The following is a 14,347-nucleotide window of genomic DNA, read 5'->3' as shown; positions in this document are numbered from 1 at the left end:
GCCGAAGAATGGACATCGGCTTGGGGGAGCTGACGATGATTCCAGACGCTGGTCAAATGGTGACCCTGCGCAGCTACGCGATGCGGCTGATCGCCGACAACGTGCCGTTCCAACGCGGCGATGACAAGTACAAGGAGATCGTCGAAACCACGGGCTGGCGCAAAACGCCGGACAATCCCGGGACCACCTGCGGTTTCCTCTGCCACTGGCTGATGTGGAAACTCGGCGTCGGCGACCCGAAGATCCTGAACTGGACCGACCCGTCGCGGAAGACCAAGTTCATCGTCGGCGCCAACATCGACAAGATCTGGAACAAGCGGCTGCGCCCGTTCGTGCAGATCGCCGAGCCCTATGCGAAGCCCAGCAAGCAGAATCCCACACTCAACGCGCTCGAACTGGGCGCCAGCATGGGGATCGGCGGCCCGCAGCCCGGCGATTGCGTGTTCATCCGCGAGCCTGGTGGAGCGCCGACGTCGGAGCACGTCTTCGTCTTCCTGCGGTCGCGCAAGGTCCCGGGCGGCCTGGAATGGGATACGGCCGAAGCCGGCCAGGACCATGGTACCGACGGCAAACTGAAAAACCGGACGGTGAAGCTCACCGGCAACTTTCGCGGCTACACCCAGATCACCGGCAACACACCGATCCGCACCATCATCGGCTGGTTGGACTTGTCCCAGGTCGAATACGATCCGGCCGGCCTGCAGGCCGCGTTGAAAGCGGCGGCCACAGTGAGCGTCTAATTCGTCGTAGCGATTACAGAGAATCAGTGACCAGGACGCGGCCCTTGGCACCGACGGCCGTTTGGCCGTCCTGCGTGCGCAACCGTCCGCGCAGATCGACGAATTCCCCGGGCCGGCGCCCGGCAGGTTTCACCCGGACGACCAGCCACTCGAGCCTGACCCGCTGGTCGGCAAGCACCGGCCGTCGAAAGCAGAAGGAGAATTCCAAGCCGACCATGGCACCACGTGTCGAGAAGTGCGTAGCGATCAGCCCCATCAGCAACGACGTCGTTTGTGGTCCGCTGGCGATGATGCCGCCGAAACGGGTGGCCCTGGCGTAGGCTGCATCGTGGTGCAACGGATTGTAATCGCCCGCGGCGGTCGCAAAAGCCGACACCGCAGCCGGTGTCAGCACCACATCGGTGCCGAAGCGTTCATGCGGATGCGCGCGCATGGTCGTCCAGGCGGACAGCCTATTTCAATCCGCGCAGGAAAGAGGCGCGGCTGCGGGCCGCTTCCATCAGGAATGCGAAGTCACTGCCCGACAGCACCATGCGCACCCCCATGCCGATGTATTTCTCCATCACCGGCGGCACGTAGACGCCGCCCATGCCGGCCCATTTGCCGTGCTTGCGGCAGGCGGCGATGACGGTCTCGTACGCCTTCACCACCTCCGGTGTATCGAGCTTGCCGGGAATGCCCATCTCGGTCGTCAGGTCATTGGTACCGATCAACAGCACGTCGATGCCCGGCACGGCGGCAATGGCGTCGGCATTGGCGATGGCGCCGGGTGTTTCCAGCATCACCACCACCAGCAGCCCGTCATTGACCGCCTTGGTCGCCTCGGCCGGCGGCACTGCCTGGAAGGCCAGCTGCGCCATGGCGCCGGCCACCGAGCGATGACCAACAGGCGGATAGCGCAAACGATCGGCAATGATGCGCGCCTCGTCGGCGGTATCGACGTGCGGCATCACGATGCCCATGGCGCCGCCATCGAGCACACGCGTCGCCATATCGTACTGGCCGTGCGGCACCCGCACGATCGGCGCAATGCCGACGGCATTGGCGGTCACCGCGATCTGCACCGCCACGTCGAGATCCATCGAGTTGTGCTCGAGATCGATGAACAGCCAATCGAATCCCGCCGTCTTCATCGCCGGCGCGATGTCGACCGTGCGCGCCTGGCGCAAGCCGACGCCCAGTGATACTTCGTTTTTCTTCAAGCGCTCGCGCGCCGCGTTGACCATCTCGACCATGAGTCTCTCCCGCCGTCGATCAGGAACCAGCTGAGGAGCTTAGTGCCTGTTTCGCTCGAATGCGATCACGCTGTCATTGCCGAAGGCAGAGCTGTCATCCCGAGCGCAGCGAGGGATCCTCTGCAAGTGACGCACGGGTGCGCCTACGTCGAAAGATCCCTCTCCTGAGCCTGCCGAAGGGGCGCTCGGATGACCGCGGGGATCGCGCGGCTCTAGCGTCGCTGTGACAAGATCCGCTCGACCTGGGCCAGATCCGATGGTTTGTCGACGTCGATCGCCGCCTCTGGCTGCGGCAGGATCACCGGCACGCCGCGCACGCCGATCAGCCGCGACAGCTCGCCAAACGCACCGCGCAGATCGAGCCAGCCCAGCGCGTAACGCAGCAGCGGCCGCAGGCCGATGCTGGCGGCGATCTTCCAAGGCGTCTTGCGGTAACGCTCCATCCGGGCCCAGAACGCGACGGCCTGCGCCGCCTCCGGCCGCATGAAGGCAAAGAGATTGCAGCCGGAATACCCTTCTCCGCCCAACTGGATGAAGGTGCGCACCGAATCGGGATAGGCCGCCAGGATCGACGTCCGCGTCGCCAATCCGACAGCGACCTCAGCGTCCCGGCTCACGCCGTCAATGAAGCTGGCAACGATGTCGGGCGTCAGCAGTGCATGGTCGCTGGTCGTCACCAACAGCGGGAACGCGTCGGGCAGGGTGCGGATCGCGGCCTCGACCGTCAGCGCCGGCGATGATTGCGTCGGCATCACGGTAATCTCGCCGCGCTCGACGGCGGCGGCCAGCGCCGGCAGCGTATCGACGATCTCGCGATCCTGCAGCGCCAGCACGATACGACCAACAGCGGGGCTGGCCCGCAGCGCGTCAACCACGCGCAGCAACATCGGCTGGCCGCCAACCACCGCCAAAGCCTTGTGCGTCACGCCGGCAGCCTGCGCGACCGGATCGACCGCACCGCGACTGCCCGCCAGCACCAGCGCGGTAAAGCGAGGCGTGGTCATGCGATACGGTTCCTCCCCCAACGCAGTTGGGGGAGGTGGCCGTTTCGGTACTTCGACGCTTCGCGCCGAAGTACCTGAGCCGGAGGGGGACCCGACGTGGTCTCAGTTAGCAACACCACGTCAGCTCCCCTCCGCCCCTTCGGGGCACCTCCCCAGCGGCGCTGGGAAGGAAGATCATGACAACGCCTTTTCGTAGATACGGTGCTTCTTATAGAGCTTGCCGCCGACCGAGCGGATGATGTTGTTGGTGGGCTTGTTGTCCTCCAGGATCCAACCCAGCTCCGCCGTCTTCATGCCGATCCGCTTGCCGTTCTCACGCAGCGCGTCGATGGCCATCATGGCCAGGCCGGCGCCCAGCAGCGGATGGTTGCGGAATTTCTTGCGCACGCCCATCAGGGGCACGCGCGCGCTTTTCGGCTTGTCGACCAGCAGGCGCCAGGCCAGCTTGGCCCAGCCGAACGGCAGCAACTTGCCGTCGAGGTCAGACAGCGCTTCGTTGAGGTTGGCCAACGCCACGATGAACGCCACCGTCTCGCCATCGACATCGACGAAGATCGCCAGATCCCGGATGACCACGGGCTTCAGGGTCTTGGCGGCGACGGCGATCTCGGCCTCGGTGAACGGCACATAGCCCCAGTTGTCGGACCAGGCGTCATTGAAGATGTCGAGCAACGTGCGCACCTCGGCATCGAAGCGCTTCATGTCGGCGGTGCGCACCTTGACGCGGCCGGCCAGCCCGCCGCGCTCGATCAGCTTGCGGCCGATCGTGGGCTCGGCGTTCTGCACGTCGTAGTCATACGAGACGACGTCCTTGGCCTTGGCATAACCCTGCGCTTCGACCCGGGCCGCCGCGTACGGCGGATGGTAGGGTATCAACAGCATGGGGCGACTGTCGAAACCCTCGATCTGCAGGCCGACCTCCTCGTTGATCGAGAGCGACAGCGGGCCCCGGATGCGCTTCATGCCGTTGTCGCGCAGCCACGCCTCCGCAGCGCTCAGCAGCGCGGCGTAGACGGCGGGGTCATCCTCGGCATCCATGCAGCCGAACAGGCCGGTCGCATCGGCATGGCGGTCGAGGTGGGCCCGGTCGACCTGGGCCGAGATGCGGCCCACGACGCGATCGGCGCGCCGCGCCAGCCAGAAGCGGACCTGGGCGTGCTGGAAGTAGGGATTCTTGGCGGGGTTGAACGTATCGCGCCGCTCCATGTCGAGGTGCGGTACGTAGCCGGCATGGCCGCGGTAGAGGCGCTTGGGCAGATCGATGAATGCCCGCATGTCGCGGGCATTGTCGACAGGCGTTACGACAATCGCCTCTGCGTCCGTACTCATGGCGATTGCCTGGTTCCTGGTGCTGGCGACGCGCCTAAGCCGCCTTGTCGCGCGGCGGCTGCGCCGCGTTGCCGCCGCCGCCGTAGCCGAGATCAGCGCCGATGGCGTCGGCACTGGCATGCGGCGTATGGGGCTTCCAGCGCCGGCCGTCGGCACCGACGCGGATGCCGTCGGTCGACAGGGCGGCGACCCATGGATACTTCGCCGCCATCGTCTCGTCGTAGCCCAGGTTGAACACGGTCGGGCTCTTGGTGCGATCGCGCGCCGCGTCGTAGCCGGTACGCAGGACGCGATCGACGACAAAGTTGGTGATGCCGTAGTTGCCGTTTTCGTTGTGGAAGTGGTGCAGCAGGTGCAGGCGCTTGATCTCCTGCATCCATTTCTGCTTGGGCCGATAGTTCAGATGTTGCGCGCTGTGACAGAATTCATAGAAGCAGGTGGTCAGCAGTGCGCCGGCGACACAGGCAGCCGCCCCTGCCGGCCCGCCGATCAGCCAGCCCAGCGGCAGGGTTACGATCGCGATGGTGGGCAAGGTCGTATAGAGCGCGCCGAACAGCACCCCCAGATTGTGCGGATCCTGGTGGTGGTCGAAATGCGTACGCTTCCACACCTTGGCGGTCAGCGGCGAGCGATAGGCGACGCGGCTGTGCAGCACCCAGCGGTGCAGGATGTACCACACTGCCGGATAGACGATCATCGCAGCCACACCGGCACCCATCACCCGCGCGACATCGAGCGCCGTCCACGCCGGCATCCAGGCAAACGTCAGCGCCAGGCAAACGGCGGCAAGCACGAAGTAGGCGACCACTGCGTAGTGGGTGAAATAGGCACGCACCAGATCGCGCATAGTCATGCGCGACAGGTTGTACTTGCTGCCGGCCCAGAAGCCGATGCGAATCACACGTTGCTCCGTTCGCGGCGGCGCACGCCCAAGGGCGCAGCACCGAAGGGGTGTCGCGAAAGAGTCAATCTAGTCGCAAGACGCCACCACCTCAAGCACGGGGTGGCGCAAAATGCTGTAACACCTTGTCATTGTTGGTGATCTGGCCTGCTGGCCGGCTTCTGTTCACGGCAATAGAGCTGCAAAAGCACCAGCCAGCGCGGCCTTGGTGTCGGATGGCAACCAGGGCATCCGCCAGGCAACATGACCGTCAGGCCGCACCAACACCGCACCGCGGCGGCCCATCCTGCAGCCGGCCCGGATGCCCTGGGGCGGCAGGCGATGCAGCCCCAGGGGCCGGCCTGTCTGGGAGGACACCGCGCGGCCGGCCTCCAGCCAGTCGTCGCCGTCCTCGCCGGCGACCAGGACGAAGTCGCGCTCGAACCAGTCCAGGCTCGAGGTCGTGCGGGCCTCGTCGAGCCAGAAATGCGGGAAGCGGCTGCCGGGCCGATCCGTTGGCGCGTAGTAGCGCGAATAGGTCGGCGGGCGAGTCGATCCGTCGGGGATCACGGCGCCCTGTTCGTACAGGAAGCCCAGCGACTGGCCGATGCTGTGCAGGTGGTTGTCGAGATCGTCGAGCCAGAAATCGATGCGATCACGATCACCCGACCGGCACGCCTCCTCGACATGCGGCAAACGCAGCGAATTGCCATGGCTCCAGTCCGCGTTGGACTGCGCGACCGGCCGCCGCTCCAGGTCGTAGCTGTCGAGCAGCGTCTGCGACGCCCGGCCGCTCAGCACATAGGCCAGTTTCCAGGCGAGGTTGTGCGCGTCCTGCACGCCGGAGTTCAGCCCGAAACCGCCGGTCGGCGGAAAGCGATGCGCCGCGTCGCCGACCAGCAACACCCTGCCTTTGCGGAAGCTGGCCGCGACCTGCTTGCTCATGCGCCACACGGACGTACTGATCCGGGTCACCTCAAGGTCATCGAGGCCGATATAGGGGCGCAGAAACCCACCGACCTCATGGTCGTCCAGCGGCCGTTCGCGGTCGTCGCGATCGGTCCCGATGCGCATCACCATCAGCCAGCGGTCGGTGCCGTTGGTGTTGAGCAATGTGATCGCCGGCACGGCCCGGTCCTGCGGGATGACACGGATGATCGCCGCTTCCTTGGCGACCGGCAGGCGCGAGAGATCGGCCCTGATATAGTCGTTGAGCATGACGGCAAGGCATGGCGGTCCCACCATGTCGATCCCGGCGGCGCGGCGCGTGCCGCTGCCGGCGCCATCGGCACCGATCAGCCATTGGGCCTCCCAGGTCTCGATGGTATCCGTCCGCAGGTCACGGATGCGTGCCCGCACGTGTGAGCCGACATCTTCGAAGTCGACCAGCTCCGTGCCGTAGCGCACCGTGCCACGATCGCCGGCGCGCACGGCGCGCAGCAGTTCCTCTTCGACGACGTCCTGGGCAACGAGGCTCTTCCACGCCGGCGTCTCCTCGCCGCGCGGCTCGGGTCGCGTGCGGCCATACTCGAGCCCGGTCACGCACTGCATCATGGCCCAGACATCGGTGCGATCGGGCAGGCCCCGGGCGCGGATGGCGCCTTCCACGCCCCATTGCCGGAAGATCTCCATGGTCCGCACCCAGCAGCCGCGCGACTTGGGATGATCCGTGGTCGACAGGTTGCGCTCCACGGCAAGCGAGCGCACGCCAAAACGGCCAAGCGCCATGGTCATCGCCAACCCGACCGGCCCACCCCCGACGATCAGCACCGGCACCTTCCGGATCTCGGCCATCGTTCCTCCGCACGTTTGATCGTCCGGTAATGCGGTCAGCCTCCCCTATCGCACAAAGATATTGTTACTATCGATGCGATACCGGATCGGCATGTGCTGGCTGCGGGGGAGGACGTATCGTGGATTTTCGCCAACTCCGATACTTCGTGGCTGTCGCCGACACCGGCACGTTCAGCGGTGCGGCCGAACGCATCCGCATCGCCCAGCCGGCACTGAGCCGCGCCGTGGCCCGACTGGAAGACGAGATCGGCAAGCCATTGTTCGTACGCCACGCCAGCGGCGTGACACTGACCGACATCGGCAGCGCGCTGCACCGGCGCGCCGAGGGGCTGCTGCGCGACCTGCGGCGCCTGCAGGATGACATCGCGGCCGACGAGGGTGAGCCGCTGGGATTGACCGTTGTCGGCATGCAGCCCTCGCTATGGGCGCTGGTCACGGCACCGGTGCTGACGGACTACCTGCAGCGCTACAAGCGGGCGTCGGTACGCTTGATGAGCGGCATCAGCGCCAGCCTGCATGACGCGGTTGACGACGGACGCGCCGATATCGCCGTTGTCTCGGCACTGGCGATCGCGAGCAGCCTGCAATACGTGCCGCTGGTGACCGAACGCATCGTCGCGGTTGCGCCGGCGGCACGCCGGCTGCGGATGTCGCGGCCGGTATCGATCGCCGAACTGGCGCGCGCGCCCCTGGTCATCAGCCAGCGCCCCAATATCGTGCGGGCGAAACTCGACGAGGCCATCGCGCGCAGCGGCGCAGCGGTCGACATCCGGTGCGAGCACGACAATGCCGACATCATGGCGGCGCTGGTCGCCGCCGGCATCGGCCTGACCGCAGCCCCTTACAGCGTGGCACGCCAGGCCCAGGCCAATCATGCCATCTCGATGGCACCGCTGGAGGACCTGACGATGTCGTGGCGCATCTGCTTCTCCAAAAGCCGGGCCGGCTCGAATGCCATCCGCATCCTGACCACGATGCTGCGCCAGCAAGCAGCGCAGGCCATCCGAAGCGGCGCCTGGAAAACGGCGACGCTCGATGCGGAATGATCGGCGCCGCCCCTACTCCAGCCTGATCCCCAGTCTGCGGATCAAGGCGCCCCAGCGCCGGGCTTCCGCCTTGTAGATCGTTTCGAAACTTTCCGGCGTACCCGTATCGCCGGGGATGGCACCGAGACTGATCATGCGCTCGCGATACTCGGGGGCCGATGTCACGCTGGCGATCTCGCGGTTCATGCGCTCGACGATTGCCCGCGGCGTTCTCTTTGGTGCCAGCACGCCATACCAACCGTAAACGTCGAAGTCGGCATAGCCCTGCTCGATCATTGTCGGCACGTCGGGCAGGCTGTCATGGCGTTCCGCCGTGGTGATGGCGAGCGCCCGCACCTTGCCGCCGGCCACGGTCGGCTTCGCCTCGCCGATCGGCGACATGAAAGCATCGATATCGCCGCGCGCGAGATCCTGGACCACCTGCGGCATGGTGCGATACGGGACCAGTTCGACCTTGCCGTCGAAGGACTGCAGGTAGAGCTCAGTCGCAAGATGCGCCAGGCTACCCGGCGCGATGTTGCCGATCGTGAGCTTGCCGGGCCGGGCCTTGATGTGGGCGGCCAGTTCAGTCATCGAGCGCACCGGCAAGCCGTCGCGCACCAGGAACGCGAACCCAGCCTTGGACATCATGGCGACCGGCACGAAGTCGCGATCGATATCGTAGAGCAGCTTTTCGTACACGAACGGGTTGGTGACGATCAGGCTGGCGATGATAAACAGGAACGTATAGCCGTCGGCGGGCGCCTGGGCGGCGATCTGAGCCGAAATGCCACCAGTAGCCCCCGGCTTGCCGTCGACATAGACCTGCTGGCCCAGCCGACCCGCCAGTTTTTCCGCGACGATCCGGATGTGCAGGTCGGTGATGCCGCCGGTCGACGGGCTCACCATGCGCACCGGCCGGCTGGGCCAGGTATCGGCCATCGCCGGCGCGGATGCCATGCCGCCCAGCAGCGCAGCGCCAGCGCCGCGCATGACGTGCCTGCGGGTCGAGCGGCGCTCGGGCCTGACCATGATGTTCCCTCCTGGCGCGGCCTCTCTGCGGGCCATCGCCAGACCGTGTCCCCGACGCACAGCCAACGCCAAAACTTAATCAGAATACGGCCGATGCCCGATCGGCATGGCGTTCAGTGCGCGCTGTGCGGCGCCTCGCTGCGGGCCAGGATCCAGATCGTGCGACCGGCATGCCAGGCCACCGTCGCGGCCTGCCAGGCGACAATCAGCCAGAACGTCTCGCGACCCAGTCCCAGGACCACGCCGACCAGAAACAGCGGCAGGAAGATATTGCGCCGGGCGATCACGGCACGCACCGCACCGTCGATCGGCGCGTGCGCGTGCAGGCCGCGGCCCTTGTAGCGCCACTTGTAGACGGCCAGCACCAGGCGGTCGGCGACGTACAGCGCCAGCAGCACGATGGCCGCGATGACCAGAGGATCGCGCCCGGCGCTGCCCTGCCACAGGGCCGACAGCGGTATGCCGATCAAGCCGATGGCCCAGGCGGCGTACCAGAACGGCGGATGCACGATGTCCAGCCCGTGATCGAGCACATTGCCGAGTGCCGACGAGGTGAACGTCAGGCGCGCCACCTTGCCATCGACCGAATCCAGCACGCTCATCACATAGGCCAGCACGAACCCCCAGGCCCACCATCCCAGGGCAAAACACGGCACGGCGGCGAACGTGGCCACGATGCCGACCCAGGTGATGGTATTGGGATGTACGCGCCAGCGCGTGGCCAGCCGGGTCAGCGGCCACACCAGATAGGGATAGACGTACCGGGTAAAGACGTCGGTCGAGCCCTTGTAGCTGGCATCGAACAGAAACCGCTCGACCGCGGCGCGCGCCATATCGTCACCGACCCGACGGACCCAGAATGGGACGTCACGGCGCTGCAGCGCCACGTGGGCATTGAACCCCTCCGCCGTCAGCGTGCGCGCCGCGCCTGATGCCAGCAGGCCGGCACCCAGCGCGTGCATGTCGGCAGCGGCGGGCACAACCGTGCCCGCCGCCAGCAGGATCGCACAGTCGGCCGCCGAGCCGGTCTCCGGCCATCCCCCGAAGACCGCGGACCAGGTACGCGCCAGCGCACGCGGCACGGTCGTGTCGCCGGTCACAACCACACTGTCCCGCCGATCCGCCAGATGGGCGAACAGGCGCGGATCGACGACACTGTCGGCGCTGACGGCAAAAACGGTATCGGCCTGGCCGGCGCTGAACGCCGCCAGCCGCGTGCCGGCATCGCCCGGTGCGCGCAAAACGCGCAAGCCCAACGCCGCGAGATCCGCCGGCAGCGAGGGCGGCGCAGCCGTGCCGCTGTCGATGACGATGTGCGCCGCCGGCACGCCGTTCTTCAGGGCGGCGCGGATGTGGCGCTCGACCAGCGACATGCCGAAAACAGTCAGGCCCGGCGTAGCGGCCGCGGCGTCGATCCAGACCTGCATGACCGGCCCCCGCGCCGCTACAAGCCTTCGATGCGCAGCAGGATACTGCCGGCGACACTGGCGAAAATGATGGGTGGCGCCCAGGCGGCGATCAGCGGCACCACGGCGCCGGACTCACCCAGCGCCTGCGACACACCATCGGTGATGAAGAACAGGAAGCCCAACGCGACGCCGGCTGCCAGGCGCGCGCCAAGGCTCGACATGCGCACACGCGCCTGCGCCACGGGCGCTGCCAACAGCAGCATGACGATGATCACCGCCGGCAGCGCCAGGCGCCGCTGCAACCAAGCATCATAGGTGTAGCTCGGCCGCGTTCCCACGGTCGCTCCGGTGCGCAACACGAGAAGCTCGCGGGTGGTGAACTGGGTCGAGATGGCGGCCAGATTGAAGAAATCGCCTGGCCGCAGCGGCGACGTCCAGAGCCAGTCCGCCGACCGCGTCGTGCGCGGCCCCAGCGGATCGATGATCTGCGTGACGACGTTCTCCAGCTTCCACTGGCCGCCGCGCTGATATCGCGCCCCGCCGGCCACGATACGCTCGACGACGTTGGCCGACGCATCACGGCGCAGCAGCGTGACGCCGCTCAGATAGCGGCCCTCGCGCTGCACGCTGGTGACGTTGACGATATATGCCGGGTCGCGCAACCAGACGCCCTTGGCCTGGTCGCGCTGGTTGGTTTCGTCATCGGTCGGTTTCTCGACCTCGTATCGCGCCAGCCGTTTCTTCGCCCACGGCGTCACCTGGTCGGCGACCGCGAGATGGACGATCGCAACCAGCAGCGTCGCCGGCATCATCAGCAGCAGCATGCGGTAGAACGACATGCCTGCTGCCTTGAAGGCCAGCACCTCGTTCTGCTGCGCCAGGCCGAGCAAGGTCAGCAGCGCCGCCAGCAGCGTGGCGAAGGGCGTGATCAGGGCCGCCATCTCCGGCAGGCGATAGAGCATGTAGCGCGGCACGACCATGAAGCCGTCGCCATAGCGTTTCTCGATGATGTCGGCGTTGTTGAGCACGTCGAACAGCAACGCCATCGAGGCGAAGCCGAAGACGATCAGCGCCAGCCGCTGCAGGAACAGGCGCGAGAGGTAGCGGCCGGAAACACCCATGATCCGCCCCTCACGCACGCCCAAAGGCGCGGCGTACGGCCGCCGTCAGATTGGCGCGCGACCGTTCCAGGGCCGCGAACATGGTCTCCACCGGATTGTCGCGGGGCCGCTCCTTCACCAGCCAGAACAGGAACAAGCTCAGCGCCATCATCGCGATCAGCGGGCCCCACAGGCCGAGCCACGGCGAAATCCTGCCGTAGTCAGCCCCTTTTTCGCCGAACTGCAGCAGGTAGTTGAAGAGCGCCAGCAGGATGACGCCGACCACGAGGCCGGCCGCCTTCTGGCTGCGCCGCGACGCCAGGCCCAACGGGATCGACATGAAGGGCAGGAACAGCAGGGAGAGGATACGCACCAGTCGTGCATGTGTTTCCGACTCCAGGCGGCTGCCCTTGAACTGCAGGGGCTGCGCGCTTTCGCTGCACGGCCAGGGCGGCGGCGACGGCGCTTGCGCGGCCGGCTGCAGCCGCAGTTGGCAGAGCAATTCGGAGAAGGTCAGCTCGCGCTCACCGCTGCGATCGCGGAAGGGATCGGTCGTGGCGACTTCCATGGGCAGATCGAAGCGCTCGAACGACAGCACCGTCACTTTGTCCGACGCACGTTCGGTCTCGACCCGCCGGCCGTTACGCAGCTTCAGCACGATCTGGCCGCTGTCCGGCAGACGCCCCGCTTCACCGGTTTCGGCCGTCATCATCACGACGCCGCCGTCGGTCTTGCGCTGTTGCACGAACACGCCCTTTAGCGTGCGGCCCGAATCACCCATGTCCTCGATCAGCACCGTGTAGTTGCCGATGCCGTTGAAGAACGACCCCTTTTCGACGGCGAGATCCCACGCCGAATTGGTGGCCGCCCACATCAGCGCGCGGAACTGGTAGCGCGTCAGCGGCTGCAGCCAGCCGACCAGCAATACCATCACCAGGGTCAGCATCACCGTCAGCCACATCACCGGCCGCAGCAATCGCGTCAGGCCGACACCGGCCGACTGCAGTGCGTCGAGCTCGCTGTCGACGCTCAGCCGTGTGGCACTGAGCGTGATGCCAAGGAACAATGCCAGCGGCAGGGCATATCCGAGATAATGCGGCACCAGGTTGGCGAGCAGCTTGAGTACCAGCAGAACCGGGCCACCCTGGTTCACCAGCAGCTCCATCAGCCGCACCATGCGCTCCAGCAGCAGCGCGACCAGCGCGATGCCGATCGACGCCGTCAGCGGCACCAGCGCCCGCTCCAGGATGTAGCGGTCGATCCGGGTGATCCCGAAGCGCTGCAACATCGACCGCGATAGCGTGAGCGACATGGCCGTCTCGTCAGCCGACGTCGGCCCACACGCGCTTCAGGTGCGCGGTAAGATCAGCCAGCGTCGTGGGTCCCAGCGGCGGGTTGAAGCCGATGTTCGGGGCCGCCGGCCAGCCGGGGTCGGTGAACTCGAGATCGCCAAACGTACGCGCCGTGGCGTAACGCGGCAGGACGTGAAAATGCACGTCAGGGTCGACCATCATCAGCATGAGCCAGTTGATCTTGTCGTAGGTGAAGGCTTTTTTGAGGCAGCGCTCGATGCGCTCGACCAACACCTTCATCTCGGCATGGGCCTGCGGGCTGATGTCGGAAAAGGCCGTTACGGGATCCTTGCAGACCAGCACCAGGGCCCCCAGCGTTGCCTGGGCGGGACGAACCTGAACGCTCCAGTAGGCCGTCTCGGCCACCAGGCCAGAGGGATAGCCGAACTTGGTCATGGTGGCGTTGGGCGTGGCCATGTCGGGATCCAGACTTGAGGTTTTGGGGCGGGCGGCCGGATCAGCCGGTCGCGCCGGACCCGTCAGGCAGGCGTGGTAGGCGAAATAGCCTCAAATTACAACGCGGTGTGTGCTCACGCCGCCCGCGCCGGCGCGACCGGGGGTCGCGGCGCCACCAGCCGGAAGCGCTGCGCCGTGCGGCAGCCAGCCAGATCGTCGGCAATGGTGCGGACCTCGATGTCGATGGCCCAGCCCGTGTCCTGCGCCGATACCCGGATCAGGTTATACCCACCGGCGCCATAGCGTGTCCCCGGTGCGGCCGATGCCGACGCCGCGCCCAGGACCGGCACGCCGCCCTGCGGCGTATCGATGCGGCCGAGTTGGGTACGGTGGTTGTGGCCATGCAGGACCAGCTCGGCACCGACGCGTTCGACCGCTGCCCGAAACGCCGCGGCATCGGTGAGCGCCTTGCGCGGCTTGGCGCCACCGATCTGCGGCGGGTGATGGATCAGCACGACGCGGCACAGGCCAGCAACAGCCAGATCGCGCATGACCGCCTCGAAGCGCGCGATCTGTTCGGCACCCAACGTACCGGCGGCGACGAGCATCGGCATTGGTACCGCCGTGCTGAGCCCGACAAAGGCGACCGGGCCGCGCCGGCGCACCGCAGGAAACTCCGGGCGTGCCGACGCCGGCGCACCGTCGCCGACCATGTAGGGGGCCCACAGATCGAACCCTTCGCCTGGCGGCGTGCGGACATAGGCGTCATGGTTGCCGGGGATGGCCGTCACATGGTCAGGCGGGCCCAGGCGGGTCAACCAGTCCGCAGCCTGGCGAAACTCCTCCACGGTCGAAATATTCACGAGATCGCCGGTGACGACGATGTGATCCGGCTTGGCGGCGCCGATATCCGCCATGGTGGCCGCCAGCGCATCGGGTCGAAGCATGAACCGCCGGCGGCGTGTCCATGACAGCCAGCCGGTGACACGCTTGGACAGCAGCTCGTGCATCCGCACCGGCGGCAGCGGCAGGTGGGGGTCAGACAAGTGGG

Annotated in this window: 14 protein-coding genes; 2 read left to right on the top strand and 12 right to left on the bottom strand. The window is 66.6% G+C overall.

What is annotated here, in order from left to right:
• The first annotated feature begins 35 nt into the window (after positions 1-35).
• Complete coding sequence (locus tag FQU96_RS38555) at positions 36-740, top strand: hypothetical protein (RefSeq protein WP_146546739.1); 705 nt, start codon at positions 36-38, stop codon at positions 738-740.
• Positions 741-753: 13 nt separating this feature from the next.
• Here FQU96_RS38555 and FQU96_RS38550 read toward each other — a convergent pair whose 3' ends face one another.
• The 6 genes from FQU96_RS38550 to FQU96_RS38525 form a co-directional block, all read right to left on the bottom strand.
• Positions 754-1,173: a MaoC family dehydratase gene (locus FQU96_RS38550; RefSeq protein ID WP_146546738.1), complete on the bottom strand. Its 420-nt coding sequence runs from the start codon at positions 1,171-1,173 to the stop codon at positions 754-756.
• A 19-nt stretch (positions 1,174-1,192) separates the two neighbouring features.
• Positions 1,193-1,975 carry an HpcH/HpaI aldolase/citrate lyase family protein gene (locus FQU96_RS38545; RefSeq protein WP_146546737.1) on the bottom strand — a complete coding sequence of 261 codons (783 nt, stop codon included), beginning with the start codon at positions 1,973-1,975 and terminating at the stop codon, positions 1,193-1,195.
• Positions 1,976-2,187: 212 nt separating this feature from the next.
• Positions 2,188-2,979: a nucleotidyltransferase family protein gene (locus FQU96_RS38540; RefSeq protein ID WP_146546736.1), complete on the bottom strand. Its 792-nt coding sequence runs from the start codon at positions 2,977-2,979 to the stop codon at positions 2,188-2,190.
• 174 nt (positions 2,980-3,153) lie between these two features.
• Positions 3,154-4,308 carry a dATP pyrophosphohydrolase gene (locus FQU96_RS38535; RefSeq protein ID WP_218575046.1) on the bottom strand — a complete coding sequence of 385 codons (1,155 nt, stop codon included), beginning with the start codon at positions 4,306-4,308 and terminating at the stop codon, positions 3,154-3,156.
• A gap of 34 nt (positions 4,309-4,342) precedes the next feature.
• Positions 4,343-5,209 carry a sterol desaturase family protein gene (locus FQU96_RS38530; protein WP_218575045.1) on the bottom strand — a complete coding sequence of 289 codons (867 nt, stop codon included), beginning with the start codon at positions 5,207-5,209 and terminating at the stop codon, positions 4,343-4,345.
• A gap of 165 nt (positions 5,210-5,374) precedes the next feature.
• Entirely contained in the window at positions 5,375-6,982 is a 1,608-nt protein-coding gene (locus FQU96_RS38525; protein ID WP_146546735.1) for an FAD-dependent monooxygenase, read from the bottom strand.
• Positions 6,983-7,101: 119 nt separating this feature from the next.
• On the opposite strand from FQU96_RS38525, the gene FQU96_RS38520 reads away from it, so the two are divergent.
• The gene (locus FQU96_RS38520) at positions 7,102-8,028 is read left to right on the top strand and encodes a LysR family transcriptional regulator (RefSeq protein ID WP_178131070.1); all 927 of its coding nucleotides are present in this window, start codon (positions 7,102-7,104) and stop codon (positions 8,026-8,028) included.
• A 12-nt stretch (positions 8,029-8,040) separates the two neighbouring features.
• On the opposite strand, the gene FQU96_RS38515 is transcribed toward FQU96_RS38520, so the two are convergent.
• The 6 genes from FQU96_RS38515 to FQU96_RS38490 all read right to left on the bottom strand — a co-directional run bounded on the left by FQU96_RS38515 (position 8,041) and on the right by FQU96_RS38490 (position 14,342).
• Positions 8,041-9,039, bottom strand: coding sequence for a tripartite tricarboxylate transporter substrate binding protein (locus FQU96_RS38515; RefSeq protein WP_178131068.1), 999 nt, complete (start codon positions 9,037-9,039; stop codon positions 8,041-8,043).
• A 113-nt stretch (positions 9,040-9,152) separates the two neighbouring features.
• Complete coding sequence (locus FQU96_RS38510) at positions 9,153-10,466, bottom strand: CDP-alcohol phosphatidyltransferase family protein (RefSeq protein ID WP_146546732.1); 1,314 nt, start codon at positions 10,464-10,466, stop codon at positions 9,153-9,155.
• A gap of 17 nt (positions 10,467-10,483) precedes the next feature.
• Positions 10,484-11,569, bottom strand: coding sequence for an LPS export ABC transporter permease LptG (gene lptG / locus FQU96_RS38505; RefSeq protein ID WP_146546731.1), 1,086 nt, complete (start codon positions 11,567-11,569; stop codon positions 10,484-10,486).
• Between the two features lie 10 nt (positions 11,570-11,579).
• Complete coding sequence (lptF, locus tag FQU96_RS38500) at positions 11,580-12,860, bottom strand: LPS export ABC transporter permease LptF (RefSeq protein WP_146546730.1); 1,281 nt, start codon at positions 12,858-12,860, stop codon at positions 11,580-11,582.
• 10 nt (positions 12,861-12,870) lie between these two features.
• Entirely contained in the window at positions 12,871-13,317 is a 447-nt protein-coding gene (locus FQU96_RS38495) for an HIT family protein (protein ID WP_146546729.1), read from the bottom strand.
• A 113-nt stretch (positions 13,318-13,430) separates the two neighbouring features.
• Positions 13,431-14,342 carry a metallophosphoesterase gene (locus FQU96_RS38490; RefSeq protein WP_178131066.1) on the bottom strand — a complete coding sequence of 304 codons (912 nt, stop codon included), beginning with the start codon at positions 14,340-14,342 and terminating at the stop codon, positions 13,431-13,433.
• Positions 14,343-14,347 lie beyond the last annotated feature (5 nt).

This window comes from Reyranella sp. CPCC 100927 (assembly GCF_007859315.1).
Taxonomy (GTDB): Bacteria; Pseudomonadota; Alphaproteobacteria; order Reyranellales; family Reyranellaceae; genus Vineibacter.
This window is presented reverse-complemented; position numbering and strand designations above follow the sequence as displayed.